Genomic DNA, 21,790 nt, shown 5'->3' with positions numbered 1-21,790 from the left:
TCCCGCGGGCCCGGGAGCGGCTTGCACCGCATGCACTACAATATGGCCAGCGCAGGCGATGGTCAAATTGGCCGGACCAGGCACGATTCCCGGGCAGAAAAATCCCGGCCGCGCAGCTGGCGGGCGGGATGATTATTGAAAAACTGTCGATCAGTAGGCGCAGACGTTCACGGTGCGCAGGCGCATGCCGCGGCGGGTTTCGACCCAGCGCTGTTGCAGGCAGCCGTTCAAACCGGTGTCGACATAGACGCCACCGAAGCCGACGCCGATGGCGGGACCCCAGCCATATCCATGTCCCCAGTGATGATGGCCGTGGTAGAAGCCGCCGGCGGAAGCGGGCGATGCGGCGGCAATGGTGAGCGAGGCGGCGGCGATCAGTCCGAGGGTCATCTTGCGAAACATTTTAAATACTCTCCAATTGATTGGCACGAGGCCTTGTTGCGTCCCTGCCCATCAGTCGGGCTAACGACGGTCTGCGTTCACGTGCGAACGGGAGAATCGTGTTTCAGGAATGTTTCGTGGCGCGAGATCGGCGGACATCCTTGTCATCCTGGTAACCATCCTGCGCCGTCTGGTAGCGTGCGGCCATGGCCTGGGTGAGTTTGGCCATCCTGTCGCGCAGCTCGGCCGGTGCCAGCACCTCCGCCTCCGCGCCGAGACGCAGCAGCTCGGCTGCCGCATGCCACACCGTTTTTCCGATCGGCACCACGGCGATCCGCCAGCCGGCGGCATCCGCGGCCTCCTCGATACGGGTGCGCGTCCTCACGTAAGGCTGGCTCAAGGCGTCGAGCAGTTTTATGCCTGATGGCGACAGCCGCACGGTGGCGTGGTTCGGATGCATCTCGGCTTCGAGCCGGATCGTTGCGGCTTGCCAGTATGCGGCGAGATCGAAACCGGCGGGCCGGATGCAGCGCTCGTCCAGAATGTTGCAGTCGAGAACGCGCGCCACGCGATAGGTGCGCACGCTGCCATCGACGCTTCCCGCGAGATACCAGCTGCCGCCTTTCAGCACGAGACCGAGCGGCGCGACGCGGCGGCGCTTCTCGGCCCTCCAGCTTTGGTAGCGGATTTCGATCAGGTTCTCGCGCAGCAGCGCACCGGCAATGGCGCGCAGATGCTTCGGCTGCTCGGCTTCGCCGAACCAGCTTGGGGCATCGAGATGAAAGCGCTCCTGCATCCGGCCGGCGTCCAGGCGCAGGTTGGCCGGCAGTGCCGCCATCAGCTTGGTCTGCGCCGCCAGCATCGCGGCATCGAGGCCAAGCGCGGCTGCCGGCCCCGGCAGTCCCGTCATGAACAGCGCCTCCGCCTCCGGCTGCGACAGTCCGTTCAGCCGCACGCGATAGCCATCGAGCAGGCGATAGCCGCCTTCCGCGCCGCGCTCGGCATAGACGGGAATGCCGGCCGCGGCGAGCGCATCGATGTCGCGATAGATGGTGCGCACCGAAACCTCGCAGGCCTCCGCGAGTTCGGGCGCGGTGACCTGTCCCCGCGCCTGCAGGGTGGTGAGGATCGAAAGCAGCCGGCTCGCGCGCATGGTCCCCCTTAAACCATACCTGACACAGGATGTCAGGTATGGTCAGGCATACAAGGCCCGTTGCCCGAGAGGCCCAATGGAGACTGCCAATGACCAGCAAGGACCGCATCAAGCTTTATTATTCGCCGCAGAGCCGCGCGACGGGCACGCGGGTGCTGCTGGAGGAACTGGGAGCCCCCCACGATCTCCATGTCCTGAACATGAAGGCCGGGGAACAACGCCAGCCGGCCTATCTCGCTGTCAACCCGCTGGGCAAGGTGCCGGTGATTCGCCACGGCGAGGCGCTGGTGACCGAGCAGGTGGCCATCTACATCTATCTCGCCGACCTGTTTCCGGAAGCCGGGCTGACACCCGCGCTCGACGATCCCAGCCGCGGCCCGTATCTGCGCTGGATCGCCTATTACGGTTCGTCCTTCGAGCCGGCCCTGATCGACAAATTCATGAAGCGCGAGCCGGCGCCGCTGACGCAATCGCCATATTCCGATTACGAGACCATGCTTGGTGTACTGGAGACGCAACTTTCCAAAGGACCCTATCTGCTCGGAGACCGCATGACGGCAGCCGACATTCTCTGGGGCGTGGCGTTCAGTTGGACGATGATGTTTGGCCTCGTGCCGCGAAAGGACGTATTTGCGGCTTATGCCGAGCGCATCACGTCGCGGCCCGCCTTCCAGCGGATCACCGCGTCCGATGCCGAAATGGCGGCCCAGCACGCCGCAGCTTGCGGATGAGCGCACCACGGGTTCCCTGATGACAAAGACAGTTCACACGACCAACTGTTTCGACACCTTCATCCAGGTCGCGGAGGATTGCCCCGCGCGCGCCGGCGAGGAGCCCGCCGGCCCGCGCGGGGAATCCGACGGTCGCTGGCCTGCAATACAGGATGATTGCGGAAGCGCCCTACAAGTACACCTCCGACGACGTCATATTCGCGACCTCCGCCCACGGCCGGCAGCTCGATGCGAAGACGACGAAGAAGGCGCGAAGCCTTGCCCGCGACGAATTCTTCTCCAGGGGTCAGGCGTGCCTGCGCGCATCAGGGCTTGGCAAGCGCTTCGGCTGGGGCGTGCACGCCGATGCCGAGGGGCGCGTCGCGATCTATGCGGTCGACAGCAAGCGCTACCAGGCGCTTGCGCGGGATCCCGGTATCAAGCAGGTCCGCGCGATGCGGACCAAGCGAGCCTGAATTTTTCCATAGCGTTTTCGAGCGAAGTGGGTAACCGGTTCGCGTGAAGAAAACGCGTCGAAACTAGAATTTTGGCTTCTCAGAATTTCGGCGGGCGCTTCTCGGCAAACGCCTTGATGCCTTCCTTGATCTCGGCGCTGCGCATGCTCTCGCGATGGCGGAGGTCGGCGGCTTCCTCGTCGAGTTTGCCGCGGGCGAATTCGTTGATGGCGCGCTTCATGCCGCGCATCGCCAGCGGCGCGTTGCCGGCCAGGATGGTGGCGAGCCGATCGACTTCCTCGTCGAGCGCTTCCTCCGGCACCATGGCGGTGAGGTAGCCGATCCGCAGCATTTCGGGTGCCGAGATTTTCTGCGCGGTGAGAAACAGCATTTTGGCGTTGTCGACGCCGAGCCGCGACACATAGCGGGCGATGCCGCTCTTGTAATAGTGCAGGCCGAGCCGCGCCGCCGGCATGAACATTTCAGCCGTATCGACGCCGATGCGGAAATCGCAGGCGAGCGCCAGGTCGGTCGCGCCGCCATAGACGCCGCCATTGAGCCGGCAGATCGTCGGTACGCCAAGGTCCTCCAGACGGTCGACCACCGCTTCGAATGCCGATCCCGCGCTCGGTTGCGCGTTCGCGCTTGTTGCGCGGTCCGCCACCGAATTGAGATCGTAGCCGGCGCTGAAAGCGCGGCCGGTGCCGGTCAGCACCAGCACGCGGATCGCGGGATCGGCTTCGATCCGGTCGAACAGCTTTACGAGGTCGCCGAGATCCTCGCTCTGCAGCCGGTTCAGATGTTTCGGCCGGTTGAGGCGGATGGTGGCGCGTGCGCCTGTGACTTCAAGTATCGGCGCGCTTGCCGCCTCGGCTGCTTCACGCATGCTGTTCTCCATTGTTCTTGCTTGTTTGATCTATTTGTTTTCCTGCGCGCGCCGCTGGGCCTCGGCATCGATGGTTTCGGCCAGATCAGGATGCCGCGCCATCAGCAGGCGAAAATCCACGAGATCGAGCACCAGCAGCCGCGTCACCTTGGTGGTCGTGACGTTGGCGCCGCGCACATTGTTGCCGAGCAGCGCCATCTCGCCGAAGAACGCACCCTCGCCGAGCGCCACTTTCTTGCCGGGCAATTCAACCTCGGCCTCGCCATTGGCGATGAAATACATGCAATCGCCCTGCTGGCCCTTGCGGATGATCATGGTGCGCGCCGGCAGGTCCATCGTTCGCAGCATGTGCGTGACGTCGGCGATCGCGGCCGGGCCGAGGGTCGCGAAGAACGGCACCTTGCTGACGGTCTCCCACGTCTTCAGGAAATTGTCGCGGCGGGTCTCGGCGGCAAAGCCGGTCGCCAGAATACCGGTCCAGAGCCCGAACACGCCGAGGCCGGAGATCATCACCAGCGCTCCGACCATGCGGCCGAGCGGGGTGATTGGCACCACGTCGCCATAGCCGGTCGTGGTCAGCGTCACCACCGCCCACCACAGCGCCGCCGGCACGCTGCCGAAGGTCGCCGGCTGCACGTCGCGCTCCAGGAAATATTCCGCGACCGACGCCAGAAACACCACCATCAGGAAGATCACGAGCACGCTGAGCAGCGGCCCTGATTCCAGTACCAGCACGCGGCGCAATTGCCGCAGCCCAGGGATGCCCGGAACGACCTTGAGCACCCAGAGGATGCTGAGCAGCCACGCCGTCCTGGGCTCGATGCCCGAGAGCAGGGCTGCCGGCACGGCAAGGGCGCCGATCGCGTCGACGACCCCGCTGCTGGAGAGCGCGTAGAGCGATAGCCGCCCTTGCCGCTCCATGTGGCGCAGCCGCACCAGCCATTCGAACACGAAATAGACGAGGCACGTCCACAGCACCGCGTCGACCCAATGGTGCGCCGCCTCGTAGGCGGGGGCCACGGTGAGCACCACCATCGCCGCGACGCCGGCCGCGACGGCGGCATAGGCCGCCTTCGTCATGTTGCGGCCGGCCGTCTTGGCGGTGAACCGAGCCAGTGCCGAGAGAACGAGCCGCTTGGACATCGGTGAGGAGGGGCCTGACGGGTGCGATGAGAGCTGGATAACAGTCAAGCCGCAGCGTGACCAATGTCCGCAAAGTGCCTGCCAGCGGGGAGGCCGTCAACGACGGCCTTCACACGGCGCCATGCGTCCTAGGGCAGCCGGCCCGCCCGCGACCGGGAGCCGGGGGTGAGGGGCGAATTTTACCCGGGAATCGTGAGAAACCCGACAAATCGTCGTTCTTTCCTCGTATATCAAAATGGTCCCGCGGACATTACGATAGCGGGCACTGCAGCAGAATCGTGAAAACACGTTTAGATATTGGTTGGTTTCCGATGGATACGTCTCATCTGGCACAACACGCAGGAACCGCCGGCGCGCTATTTGCGACAATTTTCGTGGTCGCCACCACCACGATGAAGACCATGATCCCGTTGCGGGTGTTCGGCATTCTCGCCAACGTGATCCTGATCCTGACCGCGATCCCGGCCCGCAACTACCTGGTGATCGTGGTGCAGCTCGCCATGCTGGTCGTCAACTCCTATCGCCTGCACCAGATGCTGCAACTGGTGCGCGACGTGAAGAAGTCCGTCAACAGCGACCTCTCGATGGAATGGCTGAAGCCGTTCATGACCGAGCGCCAATGCGCGGCCGGCGAGATCCTGTTCTACAAGGACGAAAAGGCCGAGGACATGCTCTATATCGTCAGCGGCAAGTTCAAGCTGGTCGAATCGGGTATCGTGCTGCCGGTCGGCGCCATCGTCGGCGAACTCGGCATGCTGTCGCCGTCGAACATGCGAACCCAGACGCTGGAATGCGTGGAAGCCGGCCTCGTCCTGAGCGTCAGCTACAGCAAGGTCGAGGAGCTCTACGTGCAGAACCCGGCGTTCGGCTTCTACTTCCTTCGCCTGTCCAGCGCCCGGCTGTTTCAGAACCTCGAGACGCTGCAGCAGCAGTTGAACCAGCAAACGGCATCCGCCGCCGCGCCGAAGCCTGCATAGAGGCCGGGAGCCCAAGGGAGTGTCAGACCGCGGTATCCTGTCGTCGTTGCGTTATCTGTTCGCGGATTTCATCGGCGAGGATGACGACACGCCGCCGTTTTTGCCCGAGGGATTGCCGGAGCCGGTGATGGCGGTGGCGAGCGACGCCATCCATCTCCTGATCAACTATCAAGGAACCAGCTACGCCGAGCTTTACGTCCACCGGCTGCGGCGGTTCGTCGGCAAACAAGGCGTCGACGAGGTGATGCTGACCGAAATTGCACGGCTGATGGCGGTGCGCATGACCTATGAAGATCCGATCCGGATCGCGCAGCTCAAGCTTGCCGAACTCGACGGCCGGCCCGGCGCGCCGGCCGGATCCGTCGACGTCAGGAAATTCCGGTTAGAAGAATTGATCGGCGCGCTACCCGCTGTTATCGCCGAGTATCTGCTCGACGCACTCGAATGGGCGGGCTGGTTGCACAAGCGGGTCTCCATCCGTTTCAGTACGGCAAGCCGGTTCGGAATCCGCCGCCTCAAGATCGAGGCGGGGCTGCGGCGCTGGCGGCTGCTTTCGGTGCGTTACGCCAAGGAGCGGGTCTGGGTCGAACGCTGGCTGCACATGATCGACCGCAGCCTGACCAAGCAGCCCCAGGCCGCGCCCGCGATCGTGCAGACCGCGACCATGATCGAGGGATATGGCGACGTCTATCGTCAGGGCCTGGCGGACTGGAATGCGATCATCGACGGCCTGGTCAAGCCGACCTTCGATGGCGTGCTGGCCTTGACGGATCTTGCCGGGGCGGTGACCGAGGCGCGCGCCGCCGCATTGCCCGACCCGCAGCAGGCGGCGCTCAAGCGCAAGATCGCCGAAATCCGGGCGCGGCTGCCGGCCGGCTCGAACGCGGCCTGATTTTACGCGCTCTGCGCGGTTTTCACGGCCACCACCTTGTCGTCCTGGGACGGCGGGTGCCGCTTGAGATGTTCACGGCGCAAGCCGATCTCGTCGCGCACGAATTCATAGCCGAGCTTGAAGGTATCCAGCCCGTCGCTACTGATGGTGCCGTCGCGCAACCCGATCACCACGCCGCGCAGGATCGTTTCCAGCTCGTCCTGAAGTTCGTCAAGGGCGTCCAGCGATTTGGCGTATTCCATGCGCTCGCCGATATCGAGAATGGCGGTTGCGAGCTGGCTGGCCTTCTCCGGCGCGATCCGGGTGACCTTGGTGTAGATGGCGGCAAAGATCGAGCCGATGATGCTGAGCGCGGCGAGCGCAACATACATCAGGTCGCTGTAGCGCTCGACAAAGGACTTGATCTCGTCGTTGATGTATTCGGCAGCGCCCGGATGCGCCACGATAAAGGCGTCCTTGTCGGTCGCGGCTGGCTCGATCTTGGAGGCGAAGCCGTCGGTGAGCGCGAGCTCGGCCTTGTTCTCGTAGATGATCCGCGCCAGATCGCTCACGGTCGTGGTCGAGAGCTTGGATTGGGCGACCAATAGCCATTCCAGCCCGATCGTGTCGACGTCTTCCGCAGGGACAGCGGGCGAGGCGGACAGCATTCCGGTCGCCACCGTTTCTTCTGAAATCGCCGGGTATTTCCTGGCGATTGCTTTCGCCGAATCGATCGCATTCAGGGTGAAACCGCCGCGCCTGGTATACTGCTCGTAGCTCTTGTCCTTCACGATCTGCGAGGCGTGCGCGATCTTGACCACGGCACCGAATCCTGCGGCGAACAGCTGGTCGAAGGTCGCGCCCGGCGGCGCCATCTGGACCCGTGCCGCATCCGGGGTGTCGGAGAATTCGAGAATATTGCGCACCAGCGCAGCCCCGCTCTCGCTGTCGGCTACGACCGCGATCTTCTTTTTCTTCAGCTCGGCAATGGATTTGATCTTCTTGCCGTTCGGGCTGATCAAGAGAAGCAGGTCGTGATCGAGGATTGCCAGCGCACGGGCGCGGGGCGGAATCCTGGCGTCGGTGCGCAGTATCGCGAGATTGGCTTCCTTGCGGTCGAACTGCGACAACGCCTTTGCATTGTCGCCGTTGGGCACGATCTTGAGTTGCAGCCGCGAGGAATTATTCTTCAGCACGGCCGCCAGCCGGGCGGCAAAGCGCGCCTCGGGGCCGTTGGCCTCGCCGACGGCAAACACCAGCGTCTCGGAATTGCGAACCCACGCCCGGCCACCCCACACCACGGCGGCGGTCAGGATCAGGGTCAGGATGGAAAACAGCAGGATCTGGGTCCGGTTGCTCTTGACGACCCGCGAACGGCGACGCGGCATTTCCGGATGCGGCGTTGGGGCTTCAGCACTCATGGCTCGTACCCGGAGGTCAGGGACGTGTCGCCGCCGAGCAGGCCGCAGGCCGTCCAAATGAATTCGTAAATGCCTAGAAAAGAACGATAATTTGCCCGACGGCCAATGATAGCCCGCTCCTATGGGATTGCAAACCGGGCCGGCCGGTAACCTTACCCCGCGAACCACGCTGCGCGCCGCGCCGCAGTATCGCAGTTCCGCCACACCGTGCGATTTTCAGACTACCCACAGGTGCATTCCGGCCCGGGAGATGTCATAAATAAAGGCAACGTTCGAACAGTCCGGGTTTGACAACAACATTGCGCTGACAGCCTAGGTCCCGGTTTTTCGCTACCTCTCCAGTCCCAGAAAAGGGCGTCAGCTTTGTTGTTTCCTTCGATGTCGTCTTCGGTCCCGGTAGGTGCGCTGATAGGATGGATGCTGCTTCTGACCGTGAAGCACATCATTGCCGATTTCATGCTGCAGAATTCCTGGATGGCGATCGGCAAGGATCAAAAGACCGGCTGGGCCCTGCCGCTGTTGGCGCATTGCCTCGTCCACCTCGCGGTAGCGATGGCGCTGATCCTGATCGTCGCGCCGCGATTCTGGTTCGTCGCCTTCATCGACTTCGCGATTCACATCACCATCGACCGTATCAAGGGGATCTTCGCTTCCCGCTACGGCGTGACGATGGAGAACGAGCATCCGTGGTTCTGGACGCTGATCGGCGTCGATCAGGCGCTGCACCACCTCACCGGTTTCGGCCTGTCGATCTTCATGGCGGCGAACTGATCCCGCGCGGCCAGCGGCGGCAGCGGCCTCCCTGTTTCAATCCTGCTCCGGTATCGGAAGGCTAAGCATTCGCTCTGGTGCGAATCATGTTCCGATTTTCGATTCGGGTGTGTCTGGCAAGACACCCGGAGCACTACTGATGCGCGTGGTTAACCTTTCATTAGAGTATTGCATTGCATCTTCCGCAAAGGGAGAACCCGCAATGTTTTCAAGCCGCGACGCCTTCGAGAACGATTTCTGTCCGGTCCGCGACGAGCTGCTTGGCGAGATGTATCGCGCCAATGCAAACGGCCTGCCGCTTCTGGTGGAGAGCGTTTCGTCCGAGGTCCGTGCCATGCTGGCGCTATTCTGCTACCGCCGCAGCCATCTGCACGCGCTAGCTGTTGCGATTGCAGCAAGCTGCACCGAACGCGAGCTGATTCATTTCGGCGGCCGGGTCGGTTCAACGCTCTATGCGCTGTCGCGCGAACCCGCCGCGCGTTCCGCCTCATCGTCATCCCACGGCGGTCGCAAGCCGATCACCCTTTCGACCAAGCCGCTCTCGACCTTCAAACCGATCGAGGACGAAATCGACGACGAGGATATTGCGGAAGCGGTGACGGCGTAAGTCAGTCCAGCTCTTCGGTCGTCCCTGCGAACGCAGGGACCCATACCGCGTGATCTATCGAGAAAGCACGGGGGCGCAGACGCTCTGCGTTAGCCAACGCGCCGCTGCAGATTGCTCAAGCAAAGCCGCCTCCATCCTCCCCCTTCCAGGGGCCCATAGCCACCGGCCTCGGTTGTTACAGAAGGCGTCGGCCAAACTGCCTTATCGATAAATCACGCGGTATGGGTCCCTGCGTTCGCAGGGACGACGGGAAGCACCGGCAATCCGTGGCGCTTTCGCGCCATCGCGCATTCGACATCGCCGGGCATGCAGGTGCGGCACACTTCGGGCCGCACCGCATAGACCAGGCACTCCGTCGCCTCGCCGACCTTGCCTGACAGCGCCGAACAGCGGTCGCCGTCGCAGCGCATTCCCGACAATCTTTCGTTGACCAGCCCTTCCGGGATCAGGTCGAGCGCCGCATCGTCCTCGGTGGTGAAACGCGGCCAGTTCTGCGAGTAGCTGCAGCAGGCGCCGCAGGCCTGGCAGGGGTTTTCGTGATCGGCGGCGATTCCTTGCATGCCTGCGTTTAGCCCGGAACGACGGCCGCGGCCAGCCACCCGCGTCAGGTATCCTCTTCAGGTATCCTTGGGCGCTTCCCAGACCAGGCTGCGCCGCCATTTCGCCCGCAGGATGTCGCGCCGCTCCGGATATTTTTCGTCATGGTAGACCGCGTCGACGACGCGGTCGGTGCGGAAACTGCGGAAATCCTTGCGCAGTTCACACCACGCCGCGAGTATCCGCACCGCCTCGTGATAGCCGACTGCGATCGGCCAGATCGTACGCTGGCTGCCGCGCCCGTGCTCGTCGCGATAGTTCAGCGTGATCTTTTTGCCCTCGTGGATTTGTGTCCGGGTCCGCACCATGTCGATGCGGTCGGGCTCCCGGTTCCATGCCGATCGGGCGCGGCTGGCCGGCTCCAGCACGAAGGGCCGCAGGCGCTCCGGCACGGTTTCGGCGACTTTGGCCATCAGGTCCTGCGCGGCGCGCGCCAGCGCGGGATCGGCGTGGCCCACCACCCACTGCGCGCCGAGCACGCAGGCCTCGATCTCATCCGGCGTGAGCATCAAGGGCGGCAGGTCGAATCCCTTTTCCAGGATGTAGCCCACGCCGGCTTCGCCGCGGATCGGCACGCGCTGTTCGATCAACGTCGTTATATCGCGGTAGATGGTTCGCTTTGAGGTTTCCAACTCGGCGGCGATGGCATCCGCCGTCAAAGGCTTCCTTGTGCGCCGAAGCACCTGAATGATCTGGAACAGCCGGTCGGCCCGTCGCATGGCGCGTTCTCTTTTCTAAAAGCACCTGCCCGATGCTGACAGCATGTTGGCAGCAGGGGGTGGGTATATCGGGACAACACCTCAAGTGAAGGGAATTTGTCCATGACGATTTTCAGCGATTTCGGCTTCCGGGGAAGCCCCGGACCTCTCGAAAATGCCCAGGGATTTGCGTTGGAACAGCTGGTTTCCATCCAGTGCGTCACCACCGATCTGCGCTGGGCGATGGTTGAGCTGGCGTGGCGCTCATTCACAGCAATGTGCGCCTTTGCGCAAGGGCAGCTTGTCTCGTGGGTGCGCAAGGCCCGCACGCCGCGGCCAGAGGAGGGCCGCGGCCGGCATTGTTGCTGCTGACACCATGGTGGCAGCAGGGGGGCACTAGCCTCGGGACACGTTTTTTGGAGATCGGGAGACCAGCATGATTACCCTTTATGGCTTCGGCGCCGGCTTCGGCCTGCCGGAGATCAGCCCCTTTGTGACCAAAACCGAGGTCCAGCTGAAAATGGCCGGTCTTGCCTATCGCAAGGAGAAGGCCAAGCCGCCGGCTTCGCCGAAGGGGCAGTTGCCCTATATCGTCGATGAGGCCGAGACAATCGCCGATTCCACCTTCATTCGCGCGCATCTGGAAGCCAAATACGGTTTCGATTTCGACGCGCCGCTCAGCCTGCAGGCGCGTGCGCAGGCCTGGGCGTTCGAGCGGATGATCGAACACCACGTTTATTGGGCACTGGTTGGCGCGCGCTGGGTCGATGGCGATAATTTTGCCAAGGGCCCCGCGCATTTCTTTGACAGCGTGCCGCTGCACCTGCGCGAAAAGCTGCGCGAGGACGCGCAGTTCCGCGTCGCCGAGAATTATCTGCTCAGCGGCCTCGGACGTCACGCGCCCGAAGAGGACGTCGATCTCGCCGTGCGCTCGCTGTTTGCGTTGTCGGTGCAGCTTGGCGACAAGCCGTTTCTGATGGGCGAAACGCCATGCGGCATGGACGCCACCGCCTTCGGCGCGCTCGCCGGAATCCTGACGCCGTTCTTCGAATCGCCGCTGCGGCAGCGGACCGAGCAGTTCGCCAACCTCACCGCCTATGTCGACCGGATGATGCTGCTGTACTACCCGGAATTCGCCTGGGCGCCGGTGCAGCAAGAGCAAGCCGCCTGATTACGGCATCGCCGGCGCGGGCTTGCCCTTCAATGCGGCCAGCTCCGCTTCGAGTTCGGCGATACGGGCATCGCGCAAGGCAAGCGCCTGCGCGACGTCAGCGGCGTCGAACTTCTGCGGGATATGCTGCGGGCAATTGGTGTCCCACGCTGTGATCCGAAACAGGATCACTTGCTCCGGGCGCGCCTTGTAGCCCTTTGGCATCAGTGCGTCGGTCAAGGCTGCATCGTCTTCCACCACGCGCGCCTCGCCCCAGATCTTCACGCGGCGGCGATGGGTGTAGTCCATCACGAAAATATGTGCCCTCGGATTCTCCGACAGATTGCCTTGCGTGATGTACTGCCGGTTGCCGCTGTAATCGGCAAACGCGATCGTGTTCTTGTCGAGAATCTTGATGAAGCCCTTCGGCCCGCCGCGGTGCTGGATATAGGGCTGGCCGTCCGCGGCAGCCGTCGCGAGATAGAAGCTGTTGGTCTCGGCGAGGAAGCCGGCGAGATTTTCGTCGATCTCGGTGCGCCAGCCGCCGCGCGCCTCGACATTTGCATAGGCCTCGCGTGAGCCCTTGCGGGTCTGGATCGCCTTCACCGCCGGGGTGAAGGCGACGTCGCTGGAATAGGTGTGAACGTCAGACATCTGAGCCTCCCAGGAGCCTTCCCGTCATGGGCGCCAAAACGGTCGTCCTTCCGCTTCAAAATGGATGTTCAAATAACTAAAACAATCTTCGGAATTGACACTTCACTATTGCGGATTATGCAATAGTTGGATGGACCGGATCGATGCCATGCAGGCTTTTGTCACCGTGGCCGACCTGCGAGGTTTTGCCCCCGCGGCCCGGAAGCTCCGCCTGTCGCCGTCTGCTGTCACGCGGCTGATTGCGGCTCTGGAGGATCGCCTCGGCGCGCGATTGCTGCAGCGGACCACGCGGCAGGTGACGCTGACCGACGCTGGCTCGCGTTACCTGGAGCGCGCGCGGCGGATTTTGGCCGATATCGGGGAGGCCGAGGGCGCCATCGAGGGCGAGCGCACGCGGCCGGAGGGGCAGCTCGTCATCTCGGCGCCGGTCGGGTTCGGCCGGCTGCACGTCGGCGGAATCGTGACCGCCTACCTGAAACGTTATGGCGATGTCGCCGTCGACCTTCGTTTGTCGGACCGCATGGTCAATCTCGTCGAGGACGGTGTCGATCTCGCTGTTAGAATCGGCCATCTGCCCGACTCGACGCTGGTGGCGCGCCATGTCGGCGAGATGCGGCGGATCGTGGTGGCCTCACCCGGATACCTCAAAGCGCGCGGTGACCCGGGGCGGCCAGGGGAGGTTCCTTCGCATGACACCATTCAGTTCGGCGCCATGACGGCGGCGCTCGACTGGCGCTTCGTCGAGGATGGCCGCGAGATCCGCGTCGCCAGCACGCCGCGCTTCGCCACCAACAGTTCGGACGCCGCCATCCAATATGCGGAAGCGGACGGCGGACTGACGCGGGTGATGGCCTATCAGGCCGCCGAATCGCTCAAAGCGGGGCGGCTTAGAATCGTATTGGCGGAATTTGAGCAGCCGGCGATGCCGATTCACATCGTGTATCCGACATCGCGGTTGCTGTCGGCCAAGGTGCGCACCTTCATCGATCTGGTGACCGAGACCAGCGACTGGCATTTTGGCTAGCTCACCGGTTCCTTCTTCGGCACCACGCGAAACGTCGCGTTGGCCCGCGCGATCACGACGCCGTCGGCCTTGATCAAACTCTGCGCAAAACAGACCGTCTTGCCGGTCTTGACGACATCGCTCTCGACCGCGAGCCATTGCCCGACCTCGGCGGTCCCGACGAAATCGACCGCGAGCCCGATTGTCACCAGCGACGACACCCCGCCCATCACATGGGCGCAACTATGGCCCATGGCGCCGTCGGCAAGCGCAGCAATCAGGCCGCCATGGATCATGCCGCGGCCGTTGGTGTGCGGCTTTGCCAGCCGCAGCCCGAGGATCACGGCCTTGTCGGTCCGCTTTGAATACAGCGGCTCCCAGGGATCGGTCAGCGGGCTCTTGCGGGTGTGGCGCTCAAAACCTTCGGGGATGTCGGGTGCGGTCATGTGCGGCTCGCGGGTTGACGATGTTTCTCGTCATTGAACGCTATCGGGGTGTGCAGCGCATCACCTACAAAGTTTTAAACGGGATTTGGGCGGGTGTTTGAATCGCGGTGGCTCCATCCGGGCTACGATTCGTCGCTGCCGCAATGACGCGAAAGAACCTAAAACGGCAACCCCACATAATTCTCCGACAGCGACGCCGAGGCCGCCTTCGAGTTGACGACATAATCCAGCTCGGCAAGCTGAATGCGTGCGCCGAATTCGCCCTCGTCGGGGAATTTGTGCAGCATCGAGGTCATCCACCAGGAGAAGCGGACCGCCTTCCAGACTCGCGCCAGCGCCTTGGCCGAGTAACCGTCGATGCCGGCGGAGGACTTCTCGTCATAATACTCGCGAAACGCTTGCGAAAGATAGTGCACATCACTGGCGGCAAGGTTCAGCCCCTTGGCGCCGGTCGGTGGCACGATGTGGGAGGCGTCGCCGGCCAAAAACATCCGGCCGAACCGCATCGGCTCGGCGACGAAGCTGCGCAGCGGCGCGATGCTCTTTTCGATCGAGGGGCCGGTCACGAGTTCGTCGGCCGCCTTCTGGTCGATCCGGCGCTTCAGCTCGTCCCAGAAGCGTTCATCCGGCCATTGCGCTATATCGTCGTCGAGCGGGCACTGCACATAGTAGCGGCTGCGGCGGGTCGAGCGCATGGTGCAGAGCGCAAATCCGCGCGCGTGGTTGGAATAGATCAGCTCAGAGCTGACCGGCGGGGTCTCCGACAGGATGCCGAGCCAGCCGAACGGATAGATCCGCTCATAGGTCTGGATTGTCGACGGTTTTACGCTGGCGCGGCTGACGCCGTGAAAGCCGTCGCAGCCGGCGATGAAGTCGCATTCGATCTCGTGCGTGAGGCCATCCCTGACATAGCTGACGCGCGGGCGGTCGCTATCGAAATCATGCGGTTTGACGTCGGCGGCCTGGTAGACCGTGGTGAGCCCGGCCGCCTTGCGGGCGTTCATCAGGTCGAGCGTTACTTCCGTCTGGCCGTAGATCATGACCGTCTTGCCGGTGGCGGCGTGCATGTCGATGCGATGGCGCGCGCCGCCGAACGCGAGCTCCACGCCATGGTGGACCAGCCCCTCGCGATGGGCGCGCGCGCCGGCGCCGACCTCGTCGAGCAGCGCCACCGTGCCTTCTTCGAGCAGGCCGGCGCGGATCCGGCCGAGCACATATTCCGGCGTCTGGCGCTCGAGAATGATGTTTTCGATGCCGTAAAGGTGTAATAGTTGCCCAAGCAACAATCCTGCCGGACCTGCACCTATGATTGCTACTTTTGTCCTCAATACCCGCTCCTCCCGGTATTATAGGTTAGGGGTCCGCGGGTAGCGGTCCCCAGACTTGCAGTGGTAGTTATATCATATAACGGTTTTGGCAAAGGACATTGGCGCAAAACAATACGGTGCACTTCGCGGCAGTGCACCTATAGCAAACAGCGGGGAGAGCAGGCGTCGCGGCCGAACGTCCGCCTTGAAAACACCAGCGACTTAGATAACATGTTAACTAACAACATCGGGCATCGAAAACAGCCCCACGTGCCAAGGGAGAAAATGTCGATGAGGAAAACATTTCTGGCGCTGCTGCTGGCCGCCAGCGTGACACCTGCGGTGGCGCAGGAGAAGAATATCGACCTCAAGATTTCGCACTGGGTGCCGGCTTCGCATCCGCTGCAGAAGTCGCTGGAAGACTGGGCGGCCGCGGTCGAGAAGGATTCCGGCGGAACCATCAAGTCAAAAGTGTTTCCGGCGCAGCAGCTCGGCAAGGCGTTCGATCATTACGACATGGCGCGCGACGGCATCGCCGACGTCACCTACGTCAACCCCGGCTATCAGCCCGGCCGCTTCCCGATCATCGGCGCGGGCGAGCTGCCGTTCCTGATGTCGGACGCCAAGGGCGGCTCGATGGCGCTGGACGAATGGTACCGCAAATATGCCGAGAAGGAGATGAAGGACGTCAAGTTCTGTCTCGCCTTCATCCATTCGCCGTCGTCGTTCCATTCGCGCACCAAGAAGATCGTGGTGCCTGACGACGTCAAGGGCATGAAGATCCGCCCGGCGCACGCCACCATGGCCAACTTCGTCACGTCGCTCGGCGGCACCAATGTGCAATCATCGGCGCCGGAAGTGCGCGACATCATCGAACGCGGCGTGGCCGACGCGGTCACCTTCCCCTGGGGCTCGCTGCTTCTGTTCGGCATCGACAAGGTGACGAAGTACGACATGGAGGCGCCGCTCTACGTCACGACCTTCGCCTTCGTCATCAACAAGGACAAGTACAACCAGATGTCCGACAAGCAGAAGAAGGCGATCGACAACAATTGCAACACCGAGGCCTCCGGCCGTGTCGGTGAGTACTGGGGCAAGATGGAAGATGCCGGCATCGCGAAGATCAAGGCGGACACCGGCCACGAGGTCTACAAGCTCACGCCCGAGCAGATCGCGCTGTGGAAGAAGGCTTCCGAACCACTGACCAAGACCTGGGGCGACGGCGTCAAGAAGAACGGCGTCGACCCCGATCCGGCAATGGCGGAGCTGCGCGCGGCGCTGAAGAAGCACAATGCGCTCGCGGAATAGCCTGATCCCGTAACCCCGGCGCGGCGGGGCCTCCGCCGCGGCTTTTCCTTACCCCCGGGAGCATGATCCGGAAAAGTGGATACCGGTTTTCCGAAAGAGATCATGCTCAAACAGAAAACAGTCAGCCTCTCGGAGCCGCCATGAGTCGCGCGTGGATGGACCGGTTCATCGACACGATCGAATGGATCGCTGCCGCCTTTGTCGGCATCGTTGCGCTGAACATTTTCCTGGCCGTGATCCTGCGCAACACGCTCAGCTACAACATTCCGGACTCGTTCGATATCGGGCGCATGCTGCTCGGCATTCTGATCTTCTGGGGCATCGCCGCCACCAGCTATCGCGGCGGCCACATCACCGTCGATCTGGTCTGGGCCAATGTCGGCCCGAAATACAAGCGCATGATCGACGTGTTCGCCACGCTGGTGCTGCTGTTCGTGGTGGCGGTGCAGACCTGGACGCTGTTCGACAAGGTGCGCGGCACCTACAACGACAACGTTCTCACCTTCGACCTGCACATGCCGACCTGGCCGTTCTTTGCCGTTGCCTGGGCCGGCGATGGCGCTGCGGTGCTGCTGATCGCGATCCGCACCTATCGCCTGATCTTCCATCCGGAAGAGATGCAGGAAGAACCCAAGATCAAGGCCGTGGAGTAGGCGATGAGCACAGACGCGGTCGCCGTCCTGGGATTTGTCGCGCTGTTTGCGCTGATGCTGCTGCGCGTGCCCGTGGGCATGGCGATGGGGCTCGTCGGTGTCTGCGGCTTTGGCTACCTCGTCGGCTTCACGCCGGCGCTGAAACTGGTCGGCCAGACCTCGATGCGCACGGTGACCGACTACACTTTTGGCGTCATCCCGATGTTCCTGCTGATGGGCACCTTCGTCAGCAATTCCGGCATGAGTCAGGAGCTGTTCCGCGCCGCCAACGGCTTTGTCGGTCATCTGCGCGGCGGGCTCGGCATTGCCACCGTCGGCGCCTGCGGCGGCTTTGCCGCGATCTGCGGCTCGTCGGTCGCGACCGCCGCAACCTTCTCGGCCGTGGCCTATCCGGAAATGCGCCGCTTCGGCTATCCGCAATCCTTCGCCACCGGCGTGATCGCGGCCGGCGGCACGCTGGGCGCCATGCTGCCGCCGTCCACGGTGCTTGCGGTCTACGGCATCATCACCGAGCAGGACATCGGAAAGCTGTTCATCGCCGGCATCATTCCCGGCATACTCGCGATGACCATGTACATGCTGACCATCGCGCTGATCGGCTGGTTTCGGCCTGATTTCCTGCCGAGGGGCACGCCGATCCCGTGGCGCGAGCGCTTTGCGGGCCTGAAGAGCATCTGGGCCCCGGTACTGCTGTTCATCTTCGTCATTGGCGGACTTTACGGCTTGCCGTTTCTGCCGCGCTTTACGCCGACCGAGGCCGGCGGCGTTGGCGCCACCGGCGCGTTCCTGATTGGCCTGCTCACCGGACGGCTGAACAAGGAAAAGATCCTCGCGTCGCTCTTGCAAGCCACCCGCACGGCGGCTGCCGTCTTCACCGTGCTGATCGGCGCGCTGATCTTCGGCTATTTTCTGACGGTGACGCAGACCCCGCAGAAGGTCACGGAACTTCTCACCGGCCTTGGGCTTGGTCCCTACGGCATTCTTGCTCTCATCATGGTGATGTATCTGGTGCTGGGCTGCCTGATGGACGCCATGGCCATGATCATCCTCACCGTGCCGATCATCTTCCCGGTCATCACCCATCTCGGCTTCGACCCGATCTGGTTCGGCATCATCATCGTCATGACGGTCGAACTCGGCCTGATCCATCCGCCCGTCGGCATGAACGTCTTTGTCATCAAGAGCGTGGTGAAGGACGTGTCATTCTCGACGATCTTCCGCGGCGTGATCCCGTTCGTCGTGACCGACCTGATCCGGCTGGTGATCCTGATCGCATTTCCGATGCTGGCGCTTTGGCTGCCGACCCGCATGATGGCTCACTAGCGATGACCCCGCAGCTTTCGACCAGATACGTCTTCACCATCACCGCCCGGATCGGCGAGGTGACCTCGGCGGGCGAGATCGGCACCGGCGTGCGCCGGATCATTCCGATCATCGGCGGCGAGGTGAAGGGCGAGGGGATCAACGGCAAGGTCTGCGCGTTCGGCGCGGACTTCCAGATCATCCGGCCCAACGAACTGATCGAGCTGGAAGCGAAATACGCTTTCGAGACCGACGACGGCGCGGTCGTCTATGTCGAGAACAAGGGCCTGCGCTTCGGCCCGGTCGACTTGCTGCAGAAACTCAAGCGCGGCGAGCCGGTCGATCCAAACCTGATCTATTGCCGCACTGTGCCGCGGTTCGAGACCGGGGCTCCGAAATATCGCTGGTTGATGGAAAACCTGTTCATCGGCTCCGCCGCCCGCCACGCCGACCGCGTCGTCATCGACGTGCACCAGGTGTTGTAAGGGCTTCACCCTCCCCCGGAGGGGTGGCTTACCGCGCGTATTGACTCCTCCTACAATCGTTATAAAATATAACTATTCTGCACAGGAAGTAATATACGCCCATGGGAAACGCCACCACCGCCGCTGCGGGTCAATCCGACCTGCTCAAGATCGAGCAGACGGGCGCGGTGCTGACCGTTGGCCTCAACCGCCCGGCCAAGCGCAATGCGCTGAACGACGGCATCATCCTCGCGATCCAGGATTGCTTCTCCAATCTGCCTGATGGCGTTGGCGCCGTGGTCATCCATGGCGTCGGCGATCATTTCTCCTCCGGCCTCGATCTGTCCGAACTGACCGAGCATGACGCGACCGAGGGCCTGCGGCACTCCCAGATGTGGCACCGGGTGTTCGACCGCATCCAGTATAGCCGCGTTCCCGTGATCGCGGCGCTGAAGGGTGCGGTGATCGGCGGCGGCCTGGAACTGGCCTGCGCGGCGCATATCCGCGTCGCCGAACCGTCAGCCTATTTCGCGCTGCCCGAGGGCCAGCGCGGCATTTTCGTCGGCGGCGGCGGCTCGGTGCGGCTGCCGCGGCTGATCGGCGTGGCGCGGATGATCGACATGATGCTCACCGGGCGGGTCTATTCGGCCACCGAAGGCTCGGCCTATGGTTTCTCGCAATACCTCACGGATGCCGGCGGCGCGCTGCCGAAGGCGCTGGAACTGGCCGAACGCGTCGCTGCGAACGCGCCGCTGACCAATTTCGCCGTGCTGCAGGCATTGCCTATGATCGCGGAGGCCAATCCGCAAACGGGCCTTTTGATGGAATCCCTGATGGCGACGGTGGCGCAGAGCGACAAAGAGGCAAAGCGCCGCATTCGCGCGTTTCTCGACCACAAGACTGCAAAGGTGAAGCCGACCTGACATGAGCGCCACGCCCAGCATGTCCGCCTCGATCGATTCAGCCGTGCGCGCAAATCATCCGCTGCGCCCGATCTCGTTCGGCACGCCCGCGGTGCATGTCGAGCGCCGCGACGACGGCACCATCTATCTGCGCCCGAAAGCGCAACTGCTCGACTATCCCGTGCGCATCACCGACCGCCTGCATCATTGGGTTGAAGCTGCGCCCGATCGGGTCTTCATGGCGGAGCGGAACGCGGCGCGGGGCTGGCGGCAGATCACCTATGCGGAGCTGCTCGCCTCCTCGCGGCACATCGCGTCCGCGCTGCTGGCGCGCGGCCTCTCAGTCGAGAAGCCGGTCGTCATTCTCTCCGGCAACTCGATCGACCATGTGCTGATCGCGTTCGGCGCGCTCTATGCCGGCATTCCCTTCTGCCCGGTATCGCCGGCCTATTCGCTGGTGTCGCGGGACTACGGCAAGCTCGGCTATCTGATGAAGCTGTTGACGCCCGGCCTCGTCTTCGCCGACGACGCCACGAAATTCGCCGATGCGCTGGCCGCCAACGTTTCCTTCGGCACTGAGATCGCGGCCTCGCGCGGCGCCGTGCCCGGCCGCGACGTCACCACGCTGGCGGACCTGATGGCAACGCCGCTGCACCCGCGCCTCGATGCCGTGCATGAAGCTATCGGCCCGGAGACGATCGCCAAATTCCTGCTGACGTCGGGCTCGACGGGTAACCCGAAGGCGGTCATCAACACCCAGCGCATGATCTGCGCCAACCAGGTGATGCTGCGCGAGACGCTGGCGTTCCTGAAGGACGAGCCGCCGGTTATCGTCGACTGGCTGCCGTGGAATCACACCTTCGGCGGCAATCACAATATCGGGCTGACGCTGTACAATGGCGGCTCGATGTATCTCGACGAGGGCAAGCCGATGCCCGGCGGCATCGAGGAGACCGTGCGCAATCTGCAGGAGATTTCGCCGACGGTCTATTTCAACGTGCCCAAGGGCTATGAATCGCTGTTGCCCTATCTGCGCGACGATGAGGCCTTGCGGAAGAAGTTCTTTGCTCGCCTGCATGCGATGTTCTTCTCGGGCGCCGCGCTGTCGGCCTTCGTCTGGAACAGCCTGGACGAACTTTCGGTCCGGGAAACCGGTTATCGCGTGCCGATGCTGACCGGCCTCGGCGCCACCGAAACCGCGCCATTTTTCATGTCGGTCAATCCGCTCACCAGCCGCTCCGGCCATGTCGGGCTGCCGGTGCTGGGCAATGACGCGAAGCTCGTGCCCAACAATGGCAAGCTGGAAGTTCGCGCCAAGGGGCCGAACGTGATGCCCGGCTACTGGCGTCAGCCTGACATGACCGCGAAGGCCTTCGACGAGGAGGGCTTCTACAAAATGGGCGATGCGCTGAAGCCGGTCGACCCTGATAATTTCGATGCCGGGTTCGATTTCGACGGCCGTACCGGTGAAGACTTCAAGCTCGCCAGCGGGACCTGGGTCAGCGTTGGGCCGTTGCGCGCGCGCTTCGTTGCGGCCTGTGCGCCCCTGGTGCGTGACGTCGTCATTGCCGGCATCAACCGCGACGAAATATCGGCGCTGGTGGCGCTGGACCTCGACGGTTGCCGCCTGATCAATCCGACGCTTCCGCCTGACGACATTGCCACTGCTGCGTCCGACCCGCTGATTGTTGCGGCCTTCCGCGAGCGCTTCCAGCAGCTGGTGGCTGGCGCCACGGGTTCGTCGACCCGGATCACGCGCGCGGTGCTGCTCGATGCGCCGCTGTCGATCGATCGCGGCGAGGTCACCGACAAGGGCTCGATCAACCAGCGCGCGGTGCTCGAAAATCGCAGCGCGCTGATCGAGGAGATTTATTCGCCCGCGCCGCCGGCGCAGGTGATTACGCTGTCATGAACTCGAAGAATAGTTTGTC

At 63.2% G+C, this 21,790-nt stretch carries 25 protein-coding genes; 15 read left to right on the top strand and 10 right to left on the bottom strand.

Features of this window, described 5'->3' with window-relative positions:
- Window positions 1–150: 150 nt before the first annotated feature.
- Together C7G61_RS12510 and C7G61_RS12505 are read right to left on the bottom strand one after the other, a co-directional pair.
- A complete protein-coding gene (locus tag C7G61_RS12510; RefSeq protein ID WP_108514383.1) occupies window positions 151–402 on the bottom strand; it encodes a hypothetical protein in 252 nt (83 codons plus the stop codon).
- Window positions 403–505: 103 nt separating this feature from the next.
- On the bottom strand, window positions 506–1,534 hold the full coding sequence (locus C7G61_RS12505; RefSeq protein ID WP_108514382.1) for a helix-turn-helix transcriptional regulator: 1,029 nt from the start codon (window positions 1,532–1,534) through the stop codon (window positions 506–508).
- An 89-nt stretch (window positions 1,535–1,623) separates the two neighbouring features.
- On the opposite strand from C7G61_RS12505, the gene C7G61_RS12500 reads away from it, so the two are divergent.
- A complete protein-coding gene (locus C7G61_RS12500; RefSeq protein WP_108514381.1) occupies window positions 1,624–2,265 on the top strand; it encodes a glutathione S-transferase family protein in 642 nt (213 codons plus the stop codon).
- Window positions 2,266–2,417: 152 nt separating this feature from the next.
- Window positions 2,418–2,720: a DUF6157 family protein gene (locus tag C7G61_RS12495; RefSeq protein WP_244608265.1), complete on the top strand. Its 303-nt coding sequence runs from the start codon at window positions 2,418–2,420 to the stop codon at window positions 2,718–2,720.
- A 79-nt stretch (window positions 2,721–2,799) separates the two neighbouring features.
- Here C7G61_RS12495 and C7G61_RS12490 read toward each other — a convergent pair whose 3' ends face one another.
- Together C7G61_RS12490 and C7G61_RS12485 are read right to left on the bottom strand one after the other, a co-directional pair.
- On the bottom strand, window positions 2,800–3,585 hold the full coding sequence (locus tag C7G61_RS12490; protein WP_108514494.1) for an enoyl-CoA hydratase/isomerase family protein: 786 nt from the start codon (window positions 3,583–3,585) through the stop codon (window positions 2,800–2,802).
- A 30-nt stretch (window positions 3,586–3,615) separates the two neighbouring features.
- Entirely contained in the window at window positions 3,616–4,728 is a 1,113-nt protein-coding gene (locus tag C7G61_RS12485; RefSeq protein ID WP_108514380.1) for a cyclic nucleotide-gated ion channel, read from the bottom strand.
- Window positions 4,729–5,039: 311 nt separating this feature from the next.
- Here C7G61_RS12485 and C7G61_RS12480 point away from each other — a divergent pair, with 311 nt between their 5' ends.
- Window positions 5,040–5,705 carry a Crp/Fnr family transcriptional regulator gene (locus tag C7G61_RS12480; protein ID WP_108514379.1) on the top strand — a complete coding sequence of 222 codons (666 nt, stop codon included), beginning with the start codon at window positions 5,040–5,042 and terminating at the stop codon, window positions 5,703–5,705.
- 19 nt (window positions 5,706–5,724) lie between these two features.
- Complete coding sequence (locus C7G61_RS12475) at window positions 5,725–6,597, top strand: DUF6537 domain-containing protein (RefSeq protein ID WP_108514378.1); 873 nt, start codon at window positions 5,725–5,727, stop codon at window positions 6,595–6,597.
- A 2-nt stretch (window positions 6,598–6,599) separates the two neighbouring features.
- Here the strand turns inward: C7G61_RS12475 and C7G61_RS12470 are convergent, their stop codons facing one another.
- Window positions 6,600–7,997: a TAXI family TRAP transporter solute-binding subunit gene (locus tag C7G61_RS12470; RefSeq protein ID WP_108514377.1), complete on the bottom strand. Its 1,398-nt coding sequence runs from the start codon at window positions 7,995–7,997 to the stop codon at window positions 6,600–6,602.
- A gap of 417 nt (window positions 7,998–8,414) precedes the next feature.
- Between C7G61_RS12470 and C7G61_RS12465 the strand changes: the two genes are divergently transcribed.
- Both C7G61_RS12465 and C7G61_RS12460 read left to right on the top strand, forming a co-directional pair.
- Window positions 8,415–8,768 (top strand): DUF3307 domain-containing protein, encoded by a 354-nt coding sequence (locus tag C7G61_RS12465; RefSeq protein WP_190241778.1) that lies wholly within the window; start codon window positions 8,415–8,417, stop codon window positions 8,766–8,768.
- A gap of 202 nt (window positions 8,769–8,970) precedes the next feature.
- The gene (locus tag C7G61_RS12460) at window positions 8,971–9,375 is read left to right on the top strand and encodes a hypothetical protein (RefSeq protein ID WP_108514376.1); all 405 of its coding nucleotides are present in this window, start codon (window positions 8,971–8,973) and stop codon (window positions 9,373–9,375) included.
- A 212-nt stretch (window positions 9,376–9,587) separates the two neighbouring features.
- Here the strand turns inward: C7G61_RS12460 and C7G61_RS12455 are convergent, their stop codons facing one another.
- On the bottom strand, window positions 9,588–9,935 hold the full coding sequence (locus C7G61_RS12455; protein ID WP_108514375.1) for a YkgJ family cysteine cluster protein: 348 nt from the start codon (window positions 9,933–9,935) through the stop codon (window positions 9,588–9,590).
- A 57-nt stretch (window positions 9,936–9,992) separates the two neighbouring features.
- The gene (locus tag C7G61_RS12450; RefSeq protein ID WP_029676419.1) at window positions 9,993–10,691 is read right to left on the bottom strand and encodes a helix-turn-helix transcriptional regulator; all 699 of its coding nucleotides are present in this window, start codon (window positions 10,689–10,691) and stop codon (window positions 9,993–9,995) included.
- Window positions 10,692–10,793: 102 nt separating this feature from the next.
- Between C7G61_RS12450 and C7G61_RS12445 the strand changes: the two genes are divergently transcribed.
- Together C7G61_RS12445 and C7G61_RS12440 are read left to right on the top strand one after the other, a co-directional pair.
- On the top strand, window positions 10,794–11,042 hold the full coding sequence (locus C7G61_RS12445; RefSeq protein WP_108514374.1) for a hypothetical protein: 249 nt from the start codon (window positions 10,794–10,796) through the stop codon (window positions 11,040–11,042).
- Between the two features lie 64 nt (window positions 11,043–11,106).
- Window positions 11,107–11,841, top strand: a complete 735-nt coding sequence (locus tag C7G61_RS12440; RefSeq protein ID WP_108514373.1) for a glutathione S-transferase family protein — start codon at window positions 11,107–11,109, stop codon at window positions 11,839–11,841.
- Here C7G61_RS12440 and C7G61_RS12435 read toward each other — a convergent pair whose 3' ends face one another.
- Window positions 11,842–12,474, bottom strand: coding sequence for a pyridoxamine 5'-phosphate oxidase family protein (locus C7G61_RS12435; protein ID WP_108514372.1), 633 nt, complete (start codon window positions 12,472–12,474; stop codon window positions 11,842–11,844).
- 130 nt (window positions 12,475–12,604) lie between these two features.
- On the opposite strand from C7G61_RS12435, the gene C7G61_RS12430 reads away from it, so the two are divergent.
- Window positions 12,605–13,498 carry a LysR family transcriptional regulator gene (locus C7G61_RS12430; protein WP_108514371.1) on the top strand — a complete coding sequence of 298 codons (894 nt, stop codon included), beginning with the start codon at window positions 12,605–12,607 and terminating at the stop codon, window positions 13,496–13,498.
- Here the strand turns inward: C7G61_RS12430 and C7G61_RS12425 are convergent.
- Together C7G61_RS12425 and pobA are read right to left on the bottom strand one after the other, a co-directional pair.
- Window positions 13,495–13,923 (bottom strand): PaaI family thioesterase, encoded by a 429-nt coding sequence (locus C7G61_RS12425; RefSeq protein ID WP_108514370.1) that lies wholly within the window; start codon window positions 13,921–13,923, stop codon window positions 13,495–13,497. The genes C7G61_RS12430 and C7G61_RS12425 overlap by 4 nt on opposite strands.
- Before the next feature lie 158 nt (window positions 13,924–14,081).
- The gene (gene pobA, locus C7G61_RS12420; RefSeq protein ID WP_108514369.1) at window positions 14,082–15,251 is read right to left on the bottom strand and encodes a 4-hydroxybenzoate 3-monooxygenase; all 1,170 of its coding nucleotides are present in this window, start codon (window positions 15,249–15,251) and stop codon (window positions 14,082–14,084) included.
- A gap of 270 nt (window positions 15,252–15,521) precedes the next feature.
- On the opposite strand from pobA, the gene C7G61_RS12415 reads away from it, so the two are divergent.
- From C7G61_RS12415 to C7G61_RS12390, 6 genes are all read left to right on the top strand, one after another.
- Entirely contained in the window at window positions 15,522–16,538 is a 1,017-nt protein-coding gene (locus C7G61_RS12415) for a TRAP transporter substrate-binding protein (protein WP_108514492.1), read from the top strand.
- Between the two features lie 140 nt (window positions 16,539–16,678).
- The gene (locus C7G61_RS12410) at window positions 16,679–17,191 is read left to right on the top strand and encodes a TRAP transporter small permease (protein WP_108514368.1); all 513 of its coding nucleotides are present in this window, start codon (window positions 16,679–16,681) and stop codon (window positions 17,189–17,191) included.
- Between the two features lie 3 nt (window positions 17,192–17,194).
- Window positions 17,195–18,514, top strand: coding sequence for a TRAP transporter large permease (locus C7G61_RS12405; protein WP_108514367.1), 1,320 nt, complete (start codon window positions 17,195–17,197; stop codon window positions 18,512–18,514).
- Between the two features lie 2 nt (window positions 18,515–18,516).
- On the top strand, window positions 18,517–18,978 hold the full coding sequence (locus tag C7G61_RS12400) for a DUF3237 domain-containing protein (protein WP_108514366.1): 462 nt from the start codon (window positions 18,517–18,519) through the stop codon (window positions 18,976–18,978).
- Between the two features lie 101 nt (window positions 18,979–19,079).
- On the top strand, window positions 19,080–19,880 hold the full coding sequence (locus tag C7G61_RS12395) for a crotonase/enoyl-CoA hydratase family protein (RefSeq protein ID WP_108514365.1): 801 nt from the start codon (window positions 19,080–19,082) through the stop codon (window positions 19,878–19,880).
- Between the two features lies 1 nt (window position 19,881).
- Complete coding sequence (locus C7G61_RS12390) at window positions 19,882–21,771, top strand: feruloyl-CoA synthase (protein WP_108514364.1); 1,890 nt, start codon at window positions 19,882–19,884, stop codon at window positions 21,769–21,771.
- The last annotated feature ends 19 nt before the right edge of the window (window positions 21,772–21,790 follow it).

The sequence above is a fragment of the Bradyrhizobium algeriense genome, from assembly GCF_003062295.1.
GTDB classification, from domain to species: domain Bacteria; phylum Pseudomonadota; class Alphaproteobacteria; order Rhizobiales; family Xanthobacteraceae; genus Bradyrhizobium; species Bradyrhizobium algeriense.
The sequence above is the reverse complement of the archived record's forward strand: the minus strand, read 5'-3'. Positions and strand labels throughout refer to the sequence as shown.

Bases quoted from the DNA above. Each gene is read 5' to 3' on its own strand.
- C7G61_RS12455 (WP_108514375.1), bottom strand. From the start codon at position 9,935: ATGCAAGGAATCGCCGCCGATCACGAAAACCCCTGCCAGGCCTGCGGC.
- C7G61_RS12415 (WP_108514492.1), top strand. From the start codon at position 15,522: ATGAGGAAAACATTTCTGGCGCTGCTGCTGGCCGCCAGCGTGACACCT.
- C7G61_RS12390 (WP_108514364.1), top strand. From the start codon at position 19,882: ATGAGCGCCACGCCCAGCATGTCCGCCTCGATCGATTCAGCCGTGCGC.
- C7G61_RS12410 (WP_108514368.1), top strand. From the start codon at position 16,679: ATGAGTCGCGCGTGGATGGACCGGTTCATCGACACGATCGAATGGATC.
- C7G61_RS12425 (WP_108514370.1), bottom strand. From the start codon at position 13,923: ATGACCGCACCCGACATCCCCGAAGGTTTTGAGCGCCACACCCGCAAG.
- C7G61_RS12470 (WP_108514377.1), bottom strand. From the start codon at position 7,997: ATGAGTGCTGAAGCCCCAACGCCGCATCCGGAAATGCCGCGTCGCCGT.
- C7G61_RS12400 (WP_108514366.1), top strand. From the start codon at position 18,517: ATGACCCCGCAGCTTTCGACCAGATACGTCTTCACCATCACCGCCCGG.
- C7G61_RS12395 (WP_108514365.1), top strand. From the start codon at position 19,080: ATGGGAAACGCCACCACCGCCGCTGCGGGTCAATCCGACCTGCTCAAG.
- C7G61_RS12465 (WP_190241778.1), top strand. From the start codon at position 8,415: ATGCTGCTTCTGACCGTGAAGCACATCATTGCCGATTTCATGCTGCAG.
- C7G61_RS12430 (WP_108514371.1), top strand. From the start codon at position 12,605: ATGGACCGGATCGATGCCATGCAGGCTTTTGTCACCGTGGCCGACCTG.
- C7G61_RS12480 (WP_108514379.1), top strand. From the start codon at position 5,040: ATGGATACGTCTCATCTGGCACAACACGCAGGAACCGCCGGCGCGCTA.
- C7G61_RS12490 (WP_108514494.1), bottom strand. From the start codon at position 3,585: ATGCGTGAAGCAGCCGAGGCGGCAAGCGCGCCGATACTTGAAGTCACA.
- C7G61_RS12450 (WP_029676419.1), bottom strand. From the start codon at position 10,691: ATGCGACGGGCCGACCGGCTGTTCCAGATCATTCAGGTGCTTCGGCGC.
- C7G61_RS12510 (WP_108514383.1), bottom strand. From the start codon at position 402: ATGTTTCGCAAGATGACCCTCGGACTGATCGCCGCCGCCTCGCTCACC.
- C7G61_RS12440 (WP_108514373.1), top strand. From the start codon at position 11,107: ATGATTACCCTTTATGGCTTCGGCGCCGGCTTCGGCCTGCCGGAGATC.
- C7G61_RS12485 (WP_108514380.1), bottom strand. From the start codon at position 4,728: ATGTCCAAGCGGCTCGTTCTCTCGGCACTGGCTCGGTTCACCGCCAAG.
- C7G61_RS12435 (WP_108514372.1), bottom strand. From the start codon at position 12,474: ATGTCTGACGTTCACACCTATTCCAGCGACGTCGCCTTCACCCCGGCG.
- C7G61_RS12500 (WP_108514381.1), top strand. From the start codon at position 1,624: ATGACCAGCAAGGACCGCATCAAGCTTTATTATTCGCCGCAGAGCCGC.
- C7G61_RS12505 (WP_108514382.1), bottom strand. From the start codon at position 1,534: ATGCGCGCGAGCCGGCTGCTTTCGATCCTCACCACCCTGCAGGCGCGG.
- C7G61_RS12445 (WP_108514374.1), top strand. From the start codon at position 10,794: ATGACGATTTTCAGCGATTTCGGCTTCCGGGGAAGCCCCGGACCTCTC.
- C7G61_RS12495 (WP_244608265.1), top strand. From the start codon at position 2,418: ATGATTGCGGAAGCGCCCTACAAGTACACCTCCGACGACGTCATATTC.
- C7G61_RS12405 (WP_108514367.1), top strand. From the start codon at position 17,195: ATGAGCACAGACGCGGTCGCCGTCCTGGGATTTGTCGCGCTGTTTGCG.
- C7G61_RS12460 (WP_108514376.1), top strand. From the start codon at position 8,971: ATGTTTTCAAGCCGCGACGCCTTCGAGAACGATTTCTGTCCGGTCCGC.